This is a genomic window from Tomitella gaofuii (assembly GCF_014126825.1).
In the GTDB taxonomy this organism is placed as follows: domain Bacteria; phylum Actinomycetota; class Actinomycetes; order Mycobacteriales; family Mycobacteriaceae; genus Tomitella; species Tomitella gaofuii.
Genome location: NZ_CP059900.1, coordinates 593,795 through 614,613, shown reverse-complemented (window position 1 = coordinate 614,613; position 20,819 = coordinate 593,795). Strand labels below are relative to the sequence as shown.

Annotated in this window: 11 protein-coding genes and 1 pseudogene; 2 read left to right on the top strand and 10 right to left on the bottom strand. The window is 71.4% G+C overall.

Going from position 1 to position 20,819, the window contains the following annotated elements:
• Positions 1-55: 55 nt before the first annotated feature.
• The gene (locus H4F70_RS02865; RefSeq protein WP_182358973.1) at positions 56-3,337 is read left to right on the top strand and encodes an arabinosyltransferase domain-containing protein; all 3,282 of its coding nucleotides are present in this window, start codon (positions 56-58) and stop codon (positions 3,335-3,337) included.
• A gap of 67 nt (positions 3,338-3,404) precedes the next feature.
• Here H4F70_RS02865 and H4F70_RS02860 read toward each other — a convergent pair whose 3' ends face one another.
• Complete coding sequence (locus H4F70_RS02860; RefSeq protein ID WP_182360122.1) at positions 3,405-3,809, bottom strand: MarR family winged helix-turn-helix transcriptional regulator; 405 nt, start codon at positions 3,807-3,809, stop codon at positions 3,405-3,407.
• A gap of 252 nt (positions 3,810-4,061) precedes the next feature.
• Between H4F70_RS02860 and H4F70_RS02855 the strand changes: the two genes are divergently transcribed.
• Positions 4,062-4,514 (top strand): DoxX family protein, encoded by a 453-nt coding sequence (locus H4F70_RS02855; protein WP_182358972.1) that lies wholly within the window; start codon positions 4,062-4,064, stop codon positions 4,512-4,514.
• 94 nt (positions 4,515-4,608) lie between these two features.
• Here H4F70_RS02855 and H4F70_RS02850 read toward each other — a convergent pair whose 3' ends face one another.
• The 9 genes and pseudogenes from H4F70_RS02850 to H4F70_RS02810 all read right to left on the bottom strand — a co-directional run bounded on the left by H4F70_RS02850 (position 4,609) and on the right by H4F70_RS02810 (position 20,794).
• Positions 4,609-6,153, bottom strand: a complete 1,545-nt coding sequence (locus tag H4F70_RS02850; RefSeq protein ID WP_182358971.1) for an acyl-CoA carboxylase subunit beta — start codon at positions 6,151-6,153, stop codon at positions 4,609-4,611.
• Positions 6,154-6,157: 4 nt separating this feature from the next.
• Positions 6,158-11,117, bottom strand: a pseudogene (gene pks13 / locus H4F70_RS02845) (polyketide synthase Pks13).
• A gap of 159 nt (positions 11,118-11,276) precedes the next feature.
• Positions 11,277-13,166 carry a long-chain-fatty-acid--AMP ligase FadD32 gene (gene fadD32, locus H4F70_RS02840; RefSeq protein WP_182358970.1) on the bottom strand — a complete coding sequence of 630 codons (1,890 nt, stop codon included), beginning with the start codon at positions 13,164-13,166 and terminating at the stop codon, positions 11,277-11,279.
• 11 nt (positions 13,167-13,177) lie between these two features.
• A complete protein-coding gene (locus H4F70_RS02835; RefSeq protein ID WP_182358969.1) occupies positions 13,178-13,324 on the bottom strand; it encodes a hypothetical protein in 147 nt (48 codons plus the stop codon).
• 166 nt (positions 13,325-13,490) lie between these two features.
• On the bottom strand, positions 13,491-14,492 hold the full coding sequence (locus H4F70_RS02830; RefSeq protein WP_182358968.1) for a cutinase family protein: 1,002 nt from the start codon (positions 14,490-14,492) through the stop codon (positions 13,491-13,493).
• Between the two features lie 58 nt (positions 14,493-14,550).
• On the bottom strand, positions 14,551-15,096 hold the full coding sequence (locus tag H4F70_RS02825; protein ID WP_182358967.1) for a DUF732 domain-containing protein: 546 nt from the start codon (positions 15,094-15,096) through the stop codon (positions 14,551-14,553).
• A 100-nt stretch (positions 15,097-15,196) separates the two neighbouring features.
• Positions 15,197-17,101: an alpha/beta hydrolase-fold protein gene (locus H4F70_RS02820; RefSeq protein WP_182348832.1), complete on the bottom strand. Its 1,905-nt coding sequence runs from the start codon at positions 17,099-17,101 to the stop codon at positions 15,197-15,199.
• Between the two features lie 231 nt (positions 17,102-17,332).
• The gene (locus H4F70_RS02815) at positions 17,333-18,349 is read right to left on the bottom strand and encodes an alpha/beta hydrolase (RefSeq protein WP_182358966.1); all 1,017 of its coding nucleotides are present in this window, start codon (positions 18,347-18,349) and stop codon (positions 17,333-17,335) included.
• A 408-nt stretch (positions 18,350-18,757) separates the two neighbouring features.
• On the bottom strand, positions 18,758-20,794 hold the full coding sequence (locus H4F70_RS02810; protein ID WP_372497632.1) for an arabinofuranosyltransferase AftB family protein: 2,037 nt from the start codon (positions 20,792-20,794) through the stop codon (positions 18,758-18,760).
• Between the last annotated feature and the right edge of the window lie 25 nt (positions 20,795-20,819).

The following is a 20,819-nucleotide window of genomic DNA, read 5'->3' as shown; positions in this document are numbered from 1 at the left end:
CGGCCCGCACCACCACGGGGCCCGCGCCGGTTCGGGCCGACTAGGATGCCAGGACGTGCCCACTGCCGTGACCGATAATGACAAGCCGCCCAGCGACGAACCGCGTGCCGACGCGCGCCGCCGACTGCGCACCGCCAGGCTCCTCGCAGCGGTCACGGGGCTCGCGGGCTTCGTGCTCGCCCTGCTCATCCCGCTGCTGCCGGTCACGCAGACGACGGTGCACCTGAACTGGCCACAGAACGCGTCGCTGAACCCGGTGAGCGCGCCCGCCGTCGGCTACCAGCCGATCACGCTCGACACCACGATCCCGTGCACCGCCATCGCCGACCTCGCCGAGCGCGACGGCACCGCGGTGGCGCTGTCGACCGCGCCCGCCTCGGCGGGTGCGGACGCGCATGCGCGCGGACTGTTCGTCACGGTCGACGACGGCTCGGTGCAGGTGCGCACCCGCAATCACCTGGTCGTCCAGGCGCCGGTCGACGCCGTCGCCGCGCCGGGGGCCTGCTCCGAGCTGACCATCGACTCGAACCCCGAGCGCACCGTGGGCACGTTCACGGGGCTGACGAACGCGGACGGCACCCCCGTGACCGGCACGGTGTCCGGCGATGTGCGCCCGCAGATCGTCGGCGTGTACACCGATCTGACCGGCGCCGTGCCCCAGGGTCTGCACTTCAGCGCCGAGATCGATAGCCGCTACTCCACCACGCCCACCCTTCTCAAGGGCCTGGCGATGATCTTCGCCGTGCTGCTGACGATCTCGTCGCTGGTGGCGTTGAGCCGCTTCGACGCGGTGGACGGCCGCAAGCACCGTCGTTTCCTGCCATCCCGGTGGTGGCGTTTCGACCTCAAGGACCTGCTCGTCATCGGCGTGCTCGTGATCTGGCACTTCATCGGCGCCAACACGGCCGACGACGGCTACATCATGACGATGGCGCGCGCCGCCGAGCACTCCGGTTACATGTCGAACTACTACCGGTGGTTCGCCGCCCCGGAAGCCCCGTTCGGCATGTCGTACTACATGTTCACGGCGCTCTCGCACATCTCCACGGCCAGCCCGCTGCTGCGCCTGCCCGCCCTGATCGCCGGGATCCTATGCTGGATGGTCATCAGCCGGGAGGTGATCCCGCGACTGGGACGGCTTGCGCGGCGCCGCAGCCTCGTCACGTGGACGGCGGGCCTGGTGTTCCTGGCCTTCTGGATGCCGTTCAACAACGGCCTGCGGCCCGAGCCCTACATCGCGCTCGGCGCGCTGCTCACCTGGTGCTCGGTGGAGCGCGCGATCGCCACCCGCCGCGTGCTGCCCATCGCGGCCGCGCTGCTCATCGCCTCGTTCACGCTGTCCGTCGGCCCGACGGGCACCATCTGCATCGCCGCGCTCATCGCCGGCTCGCGCCCGATGCTGCAGATCATCATCGGACGCGCCAAACAGGTGGGCTGGCTGGCCACGCTGGGGCCGCTGCTGGCCTCCGGCACCGTGGTGCTGGTGCTCGTCTTCGGCGACACCACCATCAAGTCCGTATTGCAGGCGACGGACATGAAGACCGACCTCGGCCCGTCCGAGGAGTGGTACATGGAGTACCTGCGGTACGAGGCGCTGATGACGTTCTCGCCGGACGGCTCCATCTCCCGCCGGTTCGCCGTGTTCTCGATGCTGCTGTGCCTCATCGTCTGCGCGGCGATGCTCTACCGCAAGCGCGCCATCCCCGGGGTGGCGCTGGGGCCGAGCCGCCGCATCGTCGGCATCACCGCGATGTCGCTGGCGCTGATGATGTTCAACCCCACCAAGTGGAGCCACCACTTCGGCGTGTACGCGGGCCTCGCGGGGGCGCTGGCGGCGCTGACGACGCTCGCCATCCTCTCGTCCGCGCTGCGGTCGGGCCGCAACCGCGCCCTGTTCGTGGCCGCCCTGATGTTCGTCATGGCGATCAGCTTCGAATCATCGAATAGCTGGTGGTACGTCTCGAACTACGGCATACCGTGGGGCGGCGAGAAGCCGCAGCTGGCGGGCATCGCCTTCGCCGACGTCTTCATCGCGCTCACGGTGCTCTCCCTGCTGGTGGCGCTGTACCTGCACTACCGCGAGCCGTACATCCTCGCCGCCCGGGCACGCGGAGAGGAGCCGCGGACTCGCCGGCTGCTGCGCGGCAGGTTCGACGGGCTCCTGGCCGCCCCGCTGACGGTGACGGCCGCGTTCATGGTGCTCATCGAGACGTTGTCGATGGCCGCCGGGATGGCCATCCAGTATCCGGCGTACACGGTCGGCAAGGGCAACCTGCGCGCGCTCACGGGCAATCCCTGTGCACAGGGCGACCAGATCCTGGTCGAACCGGACGCCAACGCCGGCATGCTCACGCCCATCGGCGCGGAGCCGGCCGCCGCCCTCAGCGGATTCCTCAACGAGAACTTCGGGCCCAACGGCATCCCCACCGACCTCACCTCGGACAAGGAGTACGTGCAGCCGGGCGTGGTCGGCACCGGCGAGCAGTCCAACACCAAGTCCAACAGCGCCGGCACCGGCGGCGGCCTCATCGCCGAGCCGGGCATCAACGGCTCGCTGGCGCGGCTGCCGTTCGGCCTGAACCCGGACACGACGCCGGTCATCGGCAGCTTCCACACCGCCGACCAGCCCATTTCGCATGCGGTGTCGTCGTGGTACCAGCTGCCGCCGCGGGCCGACGACCAGCTGCTGGTGATCTCCGCGGCCGGGCGCATCAACCCCGCGAACTTCCAGGTGCTCTTCGGCACCACGAATCCGGATGGCTCCGTCACCGCGGTCGGTTCGCCCATCGCGATGATGGACACCGGCCCGGACCCGTCGTGGCGCAACCTCCGGCTGCCCATGGAACGCGCGCCCAAGGGGGCCGACGCGGTGCAGATCCTCGCGTACGACTCCAACCCGGCGCTCAACGAGTGGCTGGCCTTCACGCCGCCGCGCATCGCGCAGCTCGAGACGATGCAGAGCTATGTCGGCTCGACCACTCCGGTGCTGCTGGACTGGGCGGTGGCACTGGCGTTCCCGTGCCTGCGGCCGTTCAACCATCTCAACGGCATCGCGGAGATCCCGAAGTTCCGCGTGCTGCCCGACAGGGGCCTGGCCGTGAGCTCCACCAACACCTGGCAGGACGCCTACGGTGGCGGTCCGCTCGGCTGGACGGGACTGCTGCTCACCGCGGAGACGGTGCCTGCGTACCAGGACAATGACTGGGGCCGCGATTGGGGCTCGCTCGAGAAGTTCTCGCTGCGGGTGCCGGACAGCACGGTCGCGGAGCTGGACCTGGGCACCGCGACACGCTCCGGACTCTGGTCGCCGGGTCCGATCCGGCACGGCTGGGGCTGACCCCGCCTCCGACGCGAACCGCCCCGCACCCCGGTTTCGGAGTGCGGGGCGGTTCGCGTCGGCTCGGTCAGACGATGCGTTCGATCGTGTCGTTGAGCCGCCGGCCGATCCCGATCAGCTCACCGAGCTGTGCGCGCGTGAGCTTGTCCACGACCAGGCGGCGTACGTTCTCCACGTACCCCGGAGCCGCCTGCACCACCACGTCGTAGCCCGCATCGGTGAGGCACGCGAAGGTGACGCGCCGGTCCTCGGGGCACGGATGACGCTCCACCCATCCCCGGTCCTGCAGCCGTTTGACCACGTGGGAGAGCCGGGACAGCGAACCCCCTGCCAGCGTCGCGAGGGTGCTCATGCGCAGGCTCCGCTCCTGCGCCTCCGAGAGCCGGGACAGCACCTCGTACTCGAAGTGCGTGAGGTGCGAATCGCGCAGGAGCTGCGCGTCCAGCTCGCCGGGCAGGTGCATCATCAGCATGGCCACCTGCACCCACGCCTCGAGCTCCTCGGCGTCGAGCCAGCGTGGCTCGCCGGCCCCCGCCCCGGCCGTCTCCGCGTCCTGCCGCTCCGTGTGTTCCACGGGCCCAGACTACGGCGGATCACTTGACGCTTCAAGTTTCAACCTCTACGCTCGCCCTAGTTAGATGAAGCATCAACCAATTCTCGGCGCGAGGCCGCGGAGCCGCCGGTTCCCTCCCCGCCGGACCGCAACGTGAGGGGATCCACCTCCATGAACCGACCCACCGGCTCCGTCCGATCGATCGTGCTCCTGCTCGCCCGCGTGGGCATCGGAGCCGTCTTCCTCGCCCACGGACTGCAGAAGCTCAACACCTGGGGCCACGACGGTACCGCCGCCGCCTTCGACTCCATGGGGGCGCCCCTGCCGGACGTGACGGCGTTCCTGGCCACCTGGGTGGAGATCCTCGGCGGCGCGACCCTCATCGCGGGGCTGCTCGTACCGCTCGCCGGAATCCTGCTGGCCGCCGACATGATCGGCGCGATCCTCGTCGCCCACATCGGCAACGGGCTCTGGGTGGGCGACGGCGGATACGAGCTCGCGCTGGCCCTGGGGGCCGGCGCACTGGGGCTCGCAGCCGCCGGGGCCGGGCGCATCAGCGTCGATGCGCTGCTGTTCTCGCGGGCGCGCGGGCGGATCGGGCGCGTCCTCGCGCCCGCCGTGTAGCGACGGCGCCCCCGCACGCACCAAAAGCCCGCGCGCCGGTTCACCCGCGATCGGCGGGAGAACCGGCGCGCGGGTCCTGTCGCGCCGGCCGCCGCTACACCGGCATGAGCTTGTGCTTGCGCTGCGGTTCGACCACGTGCTTGTCGCGCAGCAGCCGGAAGGCCTTGCGCAATTCCAGCCGGGTGGACGACGGCTCGATGACCCCGTCGATGTACCCGCGCTCGGCCGCCACATACGGGGTGGCGATGAACTCGTTGTACATCTTGATCAGTTGCGCCTTGAGCTCCTCGCCCTTCTCACCGGCCGCCTCGATCTCGCGCTTGCGCAGCAGGGTCACCGCGCCCTCGGCCCCCATCACCGCGATGCGGGCGGTGGGCCAGGCGAAGTTGAGGTCGGCGCCGAGCTGCTTGCAGCCCATCACCGCGTATCCGCCGCCGTACGCCTTGCGGATGACCACCGTCACCTTGGGCACCGTCGCCTCGACGAACGAGAACAGGAACCGGCCGCCGCGGCGGATGACGCCGATGCGCTCCTGCTCCGCGCCGGGCAGGAACCCGGGGGTGTCGACGAGGAACACGAGCGGGATCGAGTACACGTCGCACAGCCGCACGAACCGGGTCGCCTTGTCCGCGGCCTCGGCGTCGAGGGCGCCGGAGAGGAACATCGGCTGGTTGGCCACCACGCCCACCGGGCGGCCGTCGATGCGCGCGAACCCGGTGATGACGTTGTTCGCCGTCTGGGCGGCCATCTCGTGGAAGGCGCCGTCGTCGAAGATGCGCACGATGACGTCGTGCATGTCGTACCCGGAGTTGTCGGAATCCGGGATGATCGCGTCGAGCTCGAGGTCGCTGTCGGTGACCTCCGGCTCGAGCCCCGGGTTGACCACGGGCGGCTGTTCGAAGGCGTTGGACGGCATATAGCTGAGGTATTCGCGCACCCACGCGAACGCCTCGGCCTCGTCTTTGGCCACGTGGTGGACGTTGCCGTTCTTGAGCTGCTGGTAGGCGCCGCCGAGCTCCTCGAGGGTGATGTCCTCGCCGGTGACCGAACGGATGACCTCGGGCCCGGTGACGAACATGTGCGACTCGGCCGTGGCCACGACGACGTCGGTGTTGATGGGCGAATACACCGCGCCGCCCGCGCAGTTGCCCAGCATGATCGAGATCTGCGGCACCACGCCCACCAGCTGCGCGTGCCGCGGGCCCATCTCGGCATACCAGGCCAGCGAGGTGACGGCGTCCTGCACGCGCGCGCCGCCCGAATCGTTGATGCCGATCATCGGGCACCCCACCTTGGCGGCGTGCTCCATGGTGGCCACGACTTTGCGGCCGAACGCCTCGCCGATACTGCCGCCGAAGACGGTCTGGTCATGCGAGAACACCGCGACGGGGCGGCCCTCCACCGTGCCGTGCCCCGTGACGACGCCGTCGCCGAAGGGGTTGTCGGCGTTGCCGGGCGATTTCGCGAGCGCCCCGATCTCCTGGAAGGACCCGGGGTCGAGCAGCGATTCGATGCGCTGGCGCGCGCTGGGCCGGCCCGCCGACCGGCGACGCTCGATGGCGCGGGGGCTGCCGGGCTCACGCGCCTTGTCGAGCTTCTCCCGCAGCTCGGCCAGCTTGTCCGCCGTCGTGGTCACCACTCGTTCACTCCTTCTGGCCGTCCGCCGCGCCGCGGCGCGACTCGATCTCGCGCAGTCGCCGCCCCATGTGGGCGCCGACCTTCGCAATGTAGGGCTCGTCGACGATGGCGAGGTGGTCGCCGCCGACCTGCACCACCTCGAGGTCCGGCAGCACGCCGCCCCAACCGCCGTCCGCGGCGCGGGTCGCGTACGCGGGTTCGAGCTCGATGGCGCCCTCGTGGTAGCTGTCCGCCATGTAGAGCACGGCGGGGCCGTCGTACTCGGTGAGGTTCGCCGCCGCCCGGGCCAGCGCCCGGTTCTCCAGGAACGAGGTGCGCTGGTGCTCGATGACGCCGCCGGGGATCGGCAGCTCCACGCCCGAGAGCATGTCCATGAGGATCTTCACCGCGCCCTCGTCGTCGGTCTTCGCCAGCTCGTCCACCGGCAACGGCACCTCGACGCCGTAGGTCTTCTCCGCGAAGGCGATGTAGCGGTTCCAGCGGGCGCGACGCTCGTCTTCGGTGTCGGGGATCGGCTCGCCGGGCATGACCACGTCGATGAGCCCCACCAGCGCCACCTCCTCACCGGCGTCGCGCAGCAGCTTGGCCACCGCGTAGGCGAGCACGCCGCCCAGCGACCAGCCCGCGAGCACGTACGGGCCGTGCGGCTGGATCTCCCGCAGCGGTGCCAGGTATTGCTCGGCGCGCTCGGCGATTTCGCCCTCGACCCGCTCGAACCCGTACATCGGCGTGCCCTCGGGCAACCGGCGCAGCAGCGGCTCGTAGACGACGGTGGAGCCGCCGGCCGGATGGAAGACGAACACGGGGGTCGCGTCGCCGCCCTCGGGACGGGCACGCAGCGTGCGCACCAGGCCCACGTCGCCGCCCTCGAGATGCTCGCGGACCCGGGTTCGACAGGTCTTCGATGGTGCCGGCGGAGCGGACCTGCTCCACGGTGATCTCCCCGCCCGCACGTTCGGTGAGCCGCGCGGCAAGCGCCTCGGCCGCCGCGTCGTCGAGCGTCTCGAGCGGCGTGAAGATGCCCTTCGCGGAGCGCCCGACGACCAGGGCCCACGTGCCGAAGGTCAGCCGCTCGGCCGCGTCGCGCGGGGGCACGTCCTGGGCCTTGTCGGCGGCGGGCGCCGCGGCGGCCGGAGCTGCCGCGGTTTCGGCCCCCTCTGCAGCCGCCGCTCCGTCCGTGCCTGTTGCGGTTTCGGCCGTTTCAGCCGCGGTTTCGGCCTCGCGCTGCTGCTGCTCGGCCAGCGCGGCCACCTCGTCGCGGTTGTCCACCGCGTACCGCAGGTAGCCGGCCACCTCCTGCAGGTTGGCGTCGCGCACCGCCTGCAGCTGCAGCTGGGGGATGTCGAACTCGTACTCCACGCGGTTCTTGATGCGCACGGCCATGAGCGAATCCAGGCCCAGCTCGATGAGCGGGATCTCCCGCGGCAGGTCTTCGGCCGCGAAACCCATGGACTCGGCGACGATCTGGGTGAGCCTGTCCTCCAGGCCGACCGGCCCGTCCGGATCCCACCGCTCGGGCGCGGACTCGTCGTCGGCGAACTCGTCGTCCGCCGCATCCACGGCCCCCGCCGCGCCCGTCACCGCCTGCGGAGCGAGCACCGCCCGCTCGGGCAGCGGCGCCGGGGAGGTGACGACCGCCTCCGTGAGCAGCCGGAAGGCACCGTCCGCGCCGCGCGCGTGCACCTGCACCGACGCGCCGCCCAGGTGCGGGGTCAGCGTGGTGGTCAGGGTGTCCGCGCCGTCGATGTCGCCGTGGTGCTGCACCGCCCCGAGCGCCGGTTCCGACAGCAGCTGCCCGGCCGCGGCCAGCACCAGGCCGTTGGCGTCGGGCACCGCCGACGCGGCGATCTCCCAGGCGTGGCGGCCGTCGGGCAGCGCCACGTGGGTGCCGGGGATGCGTCCGGCTCCCCCGCCGCCCACGCGCACGTCCACCCACAGCTGCTTGCGCAGCCACGGCGTCCGCGGCAGGTCGGCATACGACCCGGGCGCGAACAGTGTCGTCAGGTCCACCTTGTGGCCGTGCACGTACAGCGATGCCAGCGCCCGCAGCACGTTCAGCGGCTCGTCTTCTTTGCGCTTGAGCGTCTGGATCAGCTGCGGCTCGGTGACGCCCGCGTCGAAGGAGGTCATGGCGATGGACATGAGCGTGACCGGGTTGGGCGCGAACTCGACGAACGTCGTGTGCCCGGCGGCCAGCGCATTCTTGGCGCCCTGATCGAAGTACACGCTGTGCCGCATGTTCTTCGACCAGTGGGCCTCGTCGTGCAGCCCGTCGGTGCCGGCGGGGAACCGCTGCCCCTCGTGCACCGAGGAGAACAGGGCCGTCGTGAGCGGGAAGGTCTCCAGCCCGGCCAGCTCGGCCACCAGCTCGCCGAGGATCGGGTCCACCTGCGAGGTGTGGCTGGCGGCGTTGGTCTTGAGCACGTGGTGGAACTTGCCCAGTTCCTCGCACCGCGCCACCATCGCCTGCACCTGCGGCTCGGGCCCGCCGATCACCGTCTGTTCCGGTGCCGCGTAGACGCACACCTCCAGGTCGGGGAACTCGCTGAGCGCATCGTGGATTTCGGCCGCGCTGTACTCGACGATCGCCATCTTGCGGATGTCGTCGCCGGTGACGGTCTTCTCACCCTCGTCCATGAGCCGTGAGCGCACGCAGATCACCCGTGTGGCGTCCTCGAGGGACAGCCCCCCGGAGACGTAGGCGGCGGACGCCTCCCCCATCGAGTGCCCCAGCACGCCGGCCGGCTCCGCGCCGTGGTGACGCAGCAGCATCGACAGCGCCACCTGGATGGCGTAGATCCCCACCTGCGAGGTCTCGATGCCGTAGTCCTGGGCGTCGTCCATGATCATCTCACCGATCCGGAAGCCGGACTCGGCGTCGATGTACTCGTCGATCTCGTCGATGGCGGCGCGGAACACCGCGTTGGCCTGGTACAGCTGCTTGGCCATCTTGCGGTGCTGCGAGCCGTAACCGGAGTACACCCAGATGGGCCCCTCCGCGGCGGGTCCATCGGCGACGAGGACGTGGGGCGCGGGCTTGCCGGCCGCCACGGCCCGCAACCCGGCGATCGCCTCGGAGCGGGTGGCGGCGAGCACCACGGCACGGGAACGCCCGTGGTTGCGCCGCGACAGGGTACGACCGACGTCCGCCAACGGGGTACGGCTGCCCTCCGCCGTCTCGAGCCAGTTGGCCAGCTCGGCGGCGGCGCGGCGGCGACGCGACGGCATCGGGCCCGACACCGCCAGCAGCACGGTCTCCGCCGTGTCCGCGTCCGCAGTGCCGGCCGGTGCTGCTTCGCCCGACTCCGCGTTGTCCGGAGCCGCATTGTCCGGAGCCGCATTGTCCGGAGCCGCATCACCTGCCGCCGCATCGTCGGCGGGGACGTACTCGCGGAGAACCACGTGCGCGTTGGTGCCGCCGAAGCCGAACCCGGACACGCCGGCCACCGCCGTGCCGCCGTACCGCGGCCACGGGGTGTTCTCCGTGACCATGCGCAGGTGCGCGGCGTCGAAGTCGATGTGCGGGTTGGGGGCGCGGAAGTTGAGCGACGCGGGAATGGTGCCGTGGGCCATGCCCAGCGCCACCTTGATCAGCCCCGCCGCGCCGGCCGCCGCCTCGAGGTGCCCGAAGTTGGTCTTGGCGGAGCCGAGCAGCGCCGGCGCATCGGCGGCGCGGCCCGCGCCCACGACCCGGCCCAGCGCGCCCGCCTCGATGGGGTCGCCCAGCACGGTGCCGGTGCCGTGCGCCTCGATGTAATCCACCCGGGCGGGCACGATGCCCGCGTCCCGGTACGCCTGACGCAGCACGTCCACCTGCGCCTCCGGGTTGGGCGCGGTGAGACCGTTGGAGCGGCCGTCCTGGTTGACCGCGCTGCCCGCGATCACCGCGAGGATGCTGTCGCCGTCGCGCTCGGCGTCCGCGACACGCTTGAGCACCAGCATGCCGCCGCCCTCGGAGCGGATCATGCCGTCGGCGTCGTCGGAGAACGCCTTGATGCGGCCGTCGGGGGCCATGACGCCCAGCTCGGAGAAGCCGAGGCTGGCCGGCGGGGCGACGAGCATGTTGATGCCGCCGGCCACTGCCAGCCCCGCCTCGCCCGAGCGCAGCGCACGCACCGCCTGGTGCACGGCCACCAGCGACGACGAGCACGCGGTGTCCAGCGCCACCGAGGGGCCGCGGAAGTCGAAGAAGTAGGAGATGCGGTTGGCGACGATCGCCGTGGAGTTGCCGGTGATCCCGTACGGGTGCGACACCGCCGGATCGGCGGCCTCCAGCAGCGCGTAGTCGTTGGCCGAGGTGCCCACGAACACGCCGACGCGCTCGCCGCGCAGCTCGTTCGCCGGCAGGTGCGCGTGTTCGAGCGCCTCCCAGGTGAGCTCCATCGCCAGGCGCTGCTGCGGGTCCACGTGCTCGACCTCGCGCGGCGACATCGAGAAGAACTCCGCGTCGAACCCCTTGACGTCGTCCAGGTAACCGCCGCGGGTGTTCGCCGCGGCGATGGCGGCCGCCACCGCCGGGTCCGCGCGGTACTCGTCCCAGCGGCCGTCCGGCAGGTCGCCGATGCCGTCGCGGCCCGCGGCCAGCATCTCCCACATCTCGCCCGGGGTGCTGCCGGCGCCGGGGAACCGGGTGGCCACGCCCACGATGGCGACGTCGTGGGCGTCGGCCCCGCCGATGCCGCCGCCTTGCAGGAAGTACGCGTCGTCCAGCGGCAGCGCCTCGTCCGCCGCCGGGCCGTCGACGATCCGCTGCGCCAGCGAGGCGATGGTGGGGTGCTGGTAGACGATGGTGGCGTCGAGGACGGTGCCCACGCGGTCCTCGATCTCGCCGCTGAGCGCCACCGCGTCGCGGGACGACAGGCCGAACTCCTCCATCGGGCGGTGCTCGTCCACCTCGGCGCGCGCCAGGCCCGTGGCCTCCACGACCCAGTCGACCAGCCAGGCCCGCAGTTCGCCCACCGTCATCGGCACGGCGCTGTCACCCCCCGCGCCCTGCACTGGCCCTGCGGTGTTGTCCGACCGGCTGTCCGTCATGCCACCTGCTTCATGTGTTCGTCGGGTGTCGTGCGTGTGCGGGGCCCCGCCGGGCACCGCTGCGGTGGTGCCGTACCACCGGGCCCGCTGCTACTCGTGGCTGTCCGGGAAGGCCTGCTGCGTGTAGCCGCCGCGCAGCGTGCCCTCGATGTAGGCCGCCTTGCAGGCCCGTCTTGCGATCTTGCCACTCGACGTCCGCGGGATCGACCCCGCCGGAACGAGCAGCACGTCCCGGGCGGTGACGCCGTGCCGGGTGGAGATCGCGCCGCGCACCGCGTCCGCGATGGGGACCGGGTCGGCCTTGCCCTTGCCGGGTGCACGCTCGGCCACCACCACGAGCTGCTCGGAAGCGTCGTCGCGGTCCGGAGTGAGCCCACTGCCGGCGTGCCCGAACACCTCCGGCGGCAGCTGGTTGAGCGGCACCGCGAACGCCGCCGCGAAGCCGGGGCGGATGGCCGCGGACGCCTCCTGGGCGGTGATCTCGAGGTCCTGCGGGTAGTGGTTGCGGCCGTCGACGATGACGAGGTCCTTGACGCGGCCGGTGATGAACAGCTGTCCGTCGAAGTACACGCCGAAGTCGCCGGTGCGCATCCACTGGGCGTCGTCGGGCGCGCCCTGCGCGTGGGTGCCGTCCTCGATGCGCTTCACCAGACGATTGCGGAAGGTCTGCTCGGTCTCCCCGGGGCGGGCCCAGTACCCCAAGCCGATGTTGTCGCCGTGCAGCCAGATCTCGCCCACGTGGCCGTCGGCCTGTTCCACGCCGGTGTCCGGGTCGACGATGGCGGCCCACTGGCTCACCGCCACATGCCCGCACGCCACCTGAGGCACGGCGCCCGGCGCGTCCTGGGCCACCGGCGTCATGCGCCCGCGCCCCAGCTCCGTCCGGTCCACGTACACCACGTGCGCCTCGGTGGCGGCCTCCGTGGTGGACACGAACAGCGTCGCCTCCGCCATGCCGTAGCTGGGCTTGATGGCCGTCGGCGAGAGCCCGTACGGCTCGAACGCCTCGTTGAACTTGCGCATGGACGTGGTGGTGACCGGCTCGGAGCCGTTGATCAGCCCGATCACGTTGCTGAGGTCCAGCGTCTCGCCGTCCTTCGGCAGGCCGCGCACGGCGGCGTGCTCGAAGGCGAAGTTGGGGGCCGCCGCGAACGTGGGGGCGCCGTCGCCGGAGGCCGCCAGCTCGCGGATCCAGCGGCCGGGCCGCTGCACGAACGCGCGCGGCGACATGATGGTGACGTACCGCCCGCCCACAGCGGGGAGGATCACGGTGAGCAGGCCCATGTCGTGGAACAGCGGCAGCCAGGTGACGCCCCGCGACTCCAGCGTGAGGCCGATGCCGTCCGCCATCTGCGCCGCGTTGGTCAGCACGCCGCGGTGGGTGATCTCCACGCCGGCGGGCGTGCGCGTCGAGCCGGAGGTGTACTGCAGGTACGCGATGGAATCCAGTCCGGCCGCGGGGCGGGTCCAGGTGTCCGCGACATCGTCGGGGATCGCGTCGACGGCGATGATCCGCGGGCGCTCCTTGGCCGGCAGGTGCCGGAACAGCTTGCGCACGCCGGCAGCCGAGCCGGTGGCGGTGAGGATGGCGGCGGGCGTGCAGTCGCCCAGGACTGCCTCGAGCCGATCGCCGTGGCCGGGCTCGTCCGGGTCGAACAGCGGCACCGCGATGGTGCCCGCATAGATCGCGGCGAAGAAGGAGATGACGTAGTCGAGGCCCTGCGGCGCGAGGATCGCCACGCGGTCGCCCGGCTGCGTGACCTGCTGCAGGCGCGCGGCGATGGCACGCGACCGCACCCCGAACTGCTCCCAGGTGAGCTCGTGCACCTCGCCGTCCCGCGACGTCGAGTAGTCGATGTACCGGTAGGCGAGCGTCCCCGCGGAGGTGACGGTGTTCTCCTCGACGTAGTCGACCAGCGTGCGCCCCGGGTCGAGGCTCACCTGCCCGTTGTCGTCGTAGAAGTCGCCGATCAGTTCCATCCCTACTCCTGTCAGTCCCGCTCGAGGCACGCGGACACCCCGGCGCCCTCCTGCGCCGCCGCGCCCTCGGTTCCGCCGCCGGCCACCCTCGGCGCGCGTGCACCGGGACGACCCCCGCCGCACGCCCGCGCCGGGTAGCCGACGCAGATCACGAACATGTTACTGAAGCGTCCGCACGTGCGCGAAGCCAGTACCCGCGACGCCGTGTAGCACGCCGGTGCGGGCGGCTCCGCGCCACAACCTGCGCCGCCCCCGCGGGAGCACGACCGAAGCCCGTGGTCACCATACCGGCCCCACCGCGCGCCCACCGCGTCGGAGGCGGGCCTAGTCGTGCGCCGGATGCGGCGCGCCCTCAATGAGGTCCTCCGCCCAGCCGGTCAGGTACTGGGTGGCCGTCTGCCCGCCGGGCAGGATCGGGTTGGAGTCGTAGAGCGCGTGCACCGGGGCGGACACGGCGGCGCCGAGCTTGGTCAGCGTGCCGATGAGGTCGCCGGCGAGGTTCGCGGGCGCGTCGCAGATGAGGTCGCCCGGCGCGCAGATCTGCACGGTGCGGCCGGCGAGCACGCCGAAACCGTCGGGCCGGGCGCCGGTCATCGTGGTGCCCGGAAAGCCCGGCACGTCGTGCAGGCCGCCCAGCATCACCTCGGCACCGACACCTGTGGGCACGCCCAGCTGCGTCGTCGCGGAGCCCGGAGCCCCGGCGTCCCGGCGCCCGTCGGCGACGAGTCCCACACCCAGGACGAGGTCCGCCGGCACCGGCCCGTTGCCGTGCCCGATCTGCGCGGCCACGTCCCCCGCGATCACCGCGCCCTGCGAGAACCCGATGAGCACGTAGCTCGTCAACGGGCACTCGGAGTAGCGGTCGGCCAGGATCTGCCGCGTGGCTTCGGTGCCCGCCTTGCGGCTGGCGTCGTATGTGGCCTCCGGCGGCGCGAACGGCCGCGCGAACTGCGCCACGTACGGGACCGTCACGACGTCGACCCGGCCGCCGTCCTCGTCCCCGGCCCCCTCGCCGAACTTCTCCTGCACCGGCTGCGTCACGTTCAGCAGCAGCGCGTTCGGGTTGAACGACGGGTGATGCGGGTCGTCGTCGGGCGCGCTCTCCCATGTGCCGGGCACCGCCACCATCTGCACGTCGGGGCACGACGCCGGCTGCGCCTGCGGCGGCGGCGTGGTGGGCGAGGGCCCCGGCCCGGGCGGCGGCGGGGCGGGCGGCCGCTGCTGCAGCCACACGGCGACGGCCGCGACCACGACCACGATCGCGAGCAATACGAGCGCCGACAGCCACCGCCGCCCACGCCGGCGCCGGGACTTGCGGGCGGCCATCACCGCGCGCGCCCGACGTGCGGCGCGCTCGAACCCGCCCCGAAACGCGTGGAGCCCGTCACGTGCAGAGCTTGCTCTGTGCGGTGGCGATGAACGCGGCGGCATCCTTCTCCGCGTCCACCTGCGCACCCCGCGACTGCGCGTCGAGCGCGATGGTCGCCAGCACCGTCGCGTGGATCTGGTCGGCCGGGGTGTTGCTGCTCTGCGCGGCGCACACGTAGTTGCCCGTGCTCACCGCCGAGTCGGAGGCATCGGCGAAGCCGATCTTCTGGCTACGCAGGGCATCGAGGAACACCTGGTCGCGTTGCGTCAACGCCGTGTCGGTGGGCCCGGGGTAGTCGCTGGGCAGCGCCTGCGGCGTCTCCGGCGGCGCGGTCTTCGGCACCGCGGTGGGGCGCGGGTCCACCGGCCGGGCCGACGCGTCCGCGCTCGGCGCACCGGCCTCCGCCGTACCGGTGGGCGCCGGCGCCGAGGTGGCGGCGCTGGGCGTGGAGCTCACCGTCGAATCGTTGCCGCCGCACGCGGACAGGCCGCCGGCCAGGGCGATCGCCGCCGCCGCAGCCGCCACCGCGCCGACCCTGCTGCGGCGTGCTGTGCTCTTCATCGGGACCTCACCACTGCGGAAACGCTCCGCCTCTCGACCTGCCCTGCCGCGCCCACGCGACCTGTCACTGCTGCGCATCCCATCGTTCCGGGGCGAACCGTCACTTCTGCGCGACCTCGGTCTTGCCGTCCGCCACTGTAATGGTGCCGTGCTCGAAGTCCTGAGCCACGCCGCCGGGCACCGCGCGCTGGTCGCCCGTGGGGAATCCGAGGGGGCCGTTCTCGAAGCCCTGCTGCTCCCAGGCGTCGAAGATCGGACCGTACTGGATCGACCAGGCGCCGGTGCCGGCGGTCCAGTAGACGATCCCCTTGTCGAACCGGTTGTACTTGCCGATGCCGTTGGGGGTGGTCGTCTCGTCGGAGGTGGGCACGCCCATCGCGCCGCCCTCGGCGCCCATGGTGTTGTACTTGTCGCGGATCGCGCCCTGCACCTCGTAGGCGCCCTTGTCGGTGACGTAGATGGAGCCGACCTGGAAGTCCTGCACGGTGCCGGAGGCGCCGTCCATCGGGCGCGGGTCGGACGTCGGGTAGCCGAGGACCCCGGCCTCCCAGCCCAGCGAACCCCACTTGTCGAGCACCGCGCCCTTGACCATGTGGGCCCCGGTCTGCGGCATCCAGTAGATGGACCCGTTCTGGAAGGCGTTGTACCTCCCGTGCCCGTCCGGCGTCGCCAGCTCGTTGCTCACGGGCAGACCCAGGTCGCCGCCCGGGCCGCCGACCTGCTGGTAGCGGCCGCCGATCGCGCCCGCCACGATCTTCGCGCCCGTGCCGGCGCTCCAGAACACACGGCCCGCGGCGAAGTCCTGCGCACGGCCGCCCGGCACGTCGTATTCGGGCGTGACGCAGCGGCCCAGCCAGGGCACGCCGTTGGCGAGGTCGCCGATGGCGCCGGTGGCGCGGCAGTCCGGCGCGTCCGGGTCCACGTCGAGCGCCTTCGCGATCTGCGGCCACGACTGGTGCATCTCGAACTGCCAGTACGGCCACGAGTGCGTGCCGGACGGCCGGTAGACCACGTTGGCCGGGATGCCCTTCTTGTTCAGCTCGGCGGCGAAGTTCTGCGAGGTCATCCGCGAGAGGATCTCCAGGCCCATGCCCGCGATGTTCGTGGAGATGCCGGGGATGCCGGACTGCTGGTCGTACGGGCCGGCGAACCCGTTGCCGCTGGAGACGTAGATGCTCATCCCCTTGAGCTTGTCCACGTGCAGCAGCGGGTCCTGTTCGGTCCAGCGCGGGTCGGACGGCAGGCCCCACATGTTCTGCGAGTGGAAGCCGCCCGCGTCGAGCATCGCGAACTGGATCGCCTGCGGCATGCCCAGCGAGGTGGTGGACAGGATGCCGGAGTACGAGGCGACGAAGTCGAACATGTCCGGGTGCCGCTCGGCCAGCATCATCGCGGCGGTGCCGCCCATCGACAGCCCGGCGATGGCGGCCTTGTCGGTGCTGGTGCGCCAGTCGTTGTGCAGGATCGGCGGCAGCTCCTCGGTCAGGAACGTCTCCCACTGGTAGTTCTTGCCGTTGTCCGGCTTCTCCCAGTCGGTGTAGAAGCTGGACTGCCCGCCCACGGGCAGGACGACGTTGACGTTCTTGTCGGCGAAGAAGTCGACGATGTCGGTTTCGATGGTCCAGCCGCTCTGGTCGTCGCGGGCGCGCAGGCCGTCGAGCATGAGCAGCTCGGGATAGTCCTTGTCCGGGGCGATGTGCCAGTCGCGCCCCACCAGGATCTGCACCTGGATGTCCTCGTTCATCGCCGGGGAATGCACCCAGATCGCCACGCGGCGGGCGGACAGCCACTGCACCTTGGTCACCTTGACGCCGGCCGGGACCGCCTCACCGGCGGGCGCGGCGTGGGCCACGGGCACCGCCTGGGGCAGCACCTGCCCGGCCACCGGGAGCGCCAGCGCCACGGCGAGCGGCACCGCGCCCCACGCGACGAGCCGGCGGCGCAGCCCCGCCCGCGGACGCCCGGCGTGGGCCTCACCGCGATTCCACGACGTGTCAGAGCGCATCAAGACTTCCTCGCTTCGATCCGAAAAAGCGGAAACGACCCGACCACCGTTTCCCGATCACCGTCACAGTAATGCCAACAAGGGCGAATCACATCATTCACACGCCGAACATCAGTCACATCGGCGTGGTGCGGCGGACGGTCGTGCAGCACCGTCGGCCGTCCCCGGACGTGGAGAGGCGCGCGTCAGCGGACGCGCGCCTCTCCGTTCGTCACGTGTGTGCGGGGCGGATCACCAGCCGTTCGTGGCGTCCAGGATCTGCGGCCTGGCCTTGTCCAGCTCCGCGCTCCAGTTGTTCCACGAGTGGATGCCCACCGGCGGGAACGAATAGGTGGCGGGGATGTTCAGCGAGTTCAGCCGCGCCTGGAAGATGCGGGAGTTCGCCAGCGCCAGGCCCTCGAGCGCCATGCCGTTGGTGGTGTTGTAGTAGTCCAGCAGCGACTGGGGCCGGTCGCCGTTGACCGGATCCGGGTTGGGCAGCGCGCTGGCCGCGGAAATGTACAGCGAGATTCCGCGCAGCTCCGGCGCGAAGTTGAACGGGTCGTGCGAGACCCACTCCGGGTTGAGCGACGACGCCGAGCCGTACATGTCGCCGGCGTTGAAGCTGCCCGCGTCGAGCATGCCGATGCTGATGCCCGCGGGCATGCCGATCATCGAGTTGTGCAGGTAGCCGGAGAACGACCCGGCGAACGAGTAGTACGGCTTGTACTTGGCCGCGAAGTAGAGCGCCGCGCTGCCGCCCATCGACAGGCCCGCGATGGCGTTGTGGTCACGGGCGATGCCGTGCACGTTCGCCAGATAGTTCGGCAACTCCACGCTCAGGAACGTCTCCCACTTGTACGTGAAGTCCTGGCCGTTGATGGCGCTCGGCGCGTTCCAGTCCGCGTACCAGCTGGACTGGCCGCCGATGGGCATGACGACGTTGATGTTGTCATGGCGGAACTTGTCGAAGGCGTTGGTCTCGATGTCCCAGCCGCTGAAGTCGTCGCGGGCGCGCAGGCCGTCCAGCAGGATCAGCGCGTGGTTGCCGCCGCGCGCGGACGGCATGAAGGAGACCGGGATGTTGCGGGCCATGGCGTCCGACCACACGTACTCCTTGACGATGCGGCCGTCGTCGTTCCACGACCACGCGGACGCCGTGCCGGCGGTGGCGACTCCGGTCAGCATCGCCAGCGAGAACGCGATCGCAGCGAACCCGAGGAGCCGGGCGCGCACGCGCCGGAGAAACCGTGGTTCCGCATTGGTCATCGGCCTGAACCTCTTCCTGTGGGCAGCCTCGGAGAACATCGGAAATGCACCCGGTTCACCGCACTGCTGCGTGTCGACCTTCCAGTCGGTCACCGCTCGTGGACACCCGCCTGCATCGTCGGTCAAAGTTAAACGCCCTGACCTGGCAATGCAACTCGCCGTCCGGATGGCGACCGGCGCACGCGCGTCTGTCACCGCACGCGCCTGGATCCTGTTGTGTATCGACCGTTCACGGCAATCCGTTACCTGCCCGTGACACTGTGCACGTCCACGCATTGAAATCGCATGCGATCGTGCCACGCACCCGCGCCGGCGCACTCCGCGCAGCCTCCGCCCGCGACGCGCCGGGCCCATTCAGTGAGGTTACTCACATCGCGGCCCCGGCGTGAGCGAACGCGCGCCCCGGAATCAGCGTGGGGCCGTGCCCGGCGGCGGCACCAGGTCGCAGCGCTCGATCTCGTACTCCGGATTCGGGTCGATCTGGTATGCGGCCAGCGACCACGCGTGGCGGAAGTTGTCCCACCACTGCCCCCAGGTCAGCTCGGCGGTGTACGAGTCGATCAGGTACTCGGTCTGCGGGCAGGTGAGCGCGGTTTCCGCCCGGCGCACCCAGTCCTCGTCGAGCCACGACGGCATCCCCTCCTCGTGGGTGTCCGCGAGCCCCTGCAGCGCGATCACCCAGTCCGGCGGGAGGTTCTTGTCGTGCCCGATCCGCCCGTAGGCGATCCGCGGCGTATGCGCCGCCAGCGGGAAGGCCAGCCCCACGGTGTCGTACACCTTGACGTCCAGCGGCGTGTTCATCCCCGGCATCCCCAGGTTGATGAAGTACACGGTGTGCTGAGCCTCCCCCGGCGGGGGCGGGACCGCGGGCGGGATCACCGTCCAGGAGTTCAGGCTGCCGTTCTGGATGAGCAGCCCGCCCTCCGGCGTCGCCCGGATCGTGTCCACCAGCGCGCGCATCCGCGGAAAGTCCAGATAGTCCTGCGAGGTGATGGGGTGCGCGTGCCCGGTGGCGGTCACATAGAAGGCACGCTCGTCCACGATCCCGTCGCGGGTGAGCGTGCCCGGGCGCGCCGCACCCGGAACGTTGACGATCGTCAACGCCCAGGCGATCACGCCGATCCATCCCAGCACCGGGACCGCGGTGCGTGCCGCCGGGGCCAGCATGCCGCGCATCCCCGCCGCGGCGCCGGCCGGGCGCAGGGCGCGCCGGCGCGGAATCGGCACGGGGATCATCGCCAGCGGGGCGATCAACAGGAACACCACGGGCAGCAGCACGCGGCCGTGCATGAAGTCGCCGCCCACCCGCAGCACGTACACCAGCCACACCAGCGCGACGGCGACGATCAGCGCGGTGACCGTGGCCGGCGAGTGCAGCCGGTCCTGGGCGCGGCGCAGGCGCGCCGCCGCGGGGCGGGCGATGCGCCGCGGCGGCCGGTACTCCCCCGGCGCGGTCGGCGCGCCGGCCGCGGCGGCGCCCGTTGCGGCCCCGTCGGCACCCGCACCCCGGCCTGCGCCCCACCGCGCTGCGGCCCGGGCTATGCCCGCCGACGCGGTCCGCACTGCGGCCGGACCCCGCATCACCGCGGCGATCACCACCAGCAGCACCAGCGGCACCCACAGCACGTACGGCTGCACCAGGTCCGCCAGGTAGATCAGGCCCTTGCCCCACTTGGCCTCGCCCGCGTCCTTGGCCACCGCAGTGTTCGGGTACGGCAACCCGTAGTAGCCCATGCGCCAGATCTGGTAGCCCACGGGCACGAGGCCGGACACGACGACGAGCACCGCCCTGCGCCGCCACGACTGGCGCACACAGAACAACAGCAGCAGCACCGGCCCGCCCACCAGCACGGTCTCCGGCCGCACCAGCCAGCTCAGGCCGGCGAGAAACCCCAGCGACAGCACCGACGCCGTCGACGGCCGCTCCGTCGTCGCCCACCGCACCAGCAGCCACCACACCGCGCCCAGCCAGCACAGCAGCAGCCCCACTTCGAGCCCGCTGGTGGCGAAATCGCGGGCCGGCGGCAGCGCCGCGTAGATGAAGACGCCGCCCGGGAGCAGCATCACCGGGCCCTTCGCGCGACGTGCCCACGCGGAATGCCGCAGCAGACGGGCCGAGCCGAGCATCACGAACACCATGGCGGCGACGCTCAGCGCCAGGCACACGCCCACCGCGACGTACTCGAGCCGCGCGCGGGTGATCCACCCGAACAGCCACATCACGTACGTCCAGGCGGTGCTGGTGTTGACCTCCACGCGCTCGCCCGCGTTGAACACCGGGCCGTTGCCCGCCAGCAGGTTGCGCACGGTGCGCAGCACGATGAGACCGTCGTCGGCCATCCACCGCCGCTGCCAGCCGCCGTAGCCGAACAACGCGGCCGCGACGACGATGCCGCAGGCCGTCACCGCGCCCTGCGCCCCCCACCGGGTCAGCACGCCCCGCATCCGGACGGACCAGGAGCTGCGCGAC

Bases quoted from the DNA above. Each gene is read 5' to 3' on its own strand.
- H4F70_RS02860 (WP_182360122.1), bottom strand. From the start codon at position 3,809: ATGCTGATGATGCACCTGCCCGGCGAGCTGGACGCGCAGCTCCTGCGC.
- H4F70_RS02855 (WP_182358972.1), top strand. From the start codon at position 4,062: ATGAACCGACCCACCGGCTCCGTCCGATCGATCGTGCTCCTGCTCGCC.
- fadD32 (WP_182358970.1), bottom strand. From the start codon at position 13,166: ATGGAACTGATCGGCGACTTCTACGACGACAACGGGCAGGTGAGCCTC.
- H4F70_RS02835 (WP_182358969.1), bottom strand. From the start codon at position 13,324: ATGTTCGTGATCTGCGTCGGCTACCCGGCGCGGGCGTGCGGCGGGGGT.
- H4F70_RS02830 (WP_182358968.1), bottom strand. From the start codon at position 14,492: ATGGCCGCCCGCAAGTCCCGGCGCCGGCGTGGGCGGCGGTGGCTGTCG.
- H4F70_RS02825 (WP_182358967.1), bottom strand. From the start codon at position 15,096: ATGAAGAGCACAGCACGCCGCAGCAGGGTCGGCGCGGTGGCGGCTGCG.
- H4F70_RS02820 (WP_182348832.1), bottom strand. From the start codon at position 17,101: ATGCGCTCTGACACGTCGTGGAATCGCGGTGAGGCCCACGCCGGGCGT.
- H4F70_RS02815 (WP_182358966.1), bottom strand. From the start codon at position 18,349: ATGACCAATGCGGAACCACGGTTTCTCCGGCGCGTGCGCGCCCGGCTC.
- H4F70_RS02810 (WP_372497632.1), bottom strand. From the start codon at position 20,794: ATGCGGGGCGTGCTGACCCGGTGGGGGGCGCAGGGCGCGGTGACGGCC.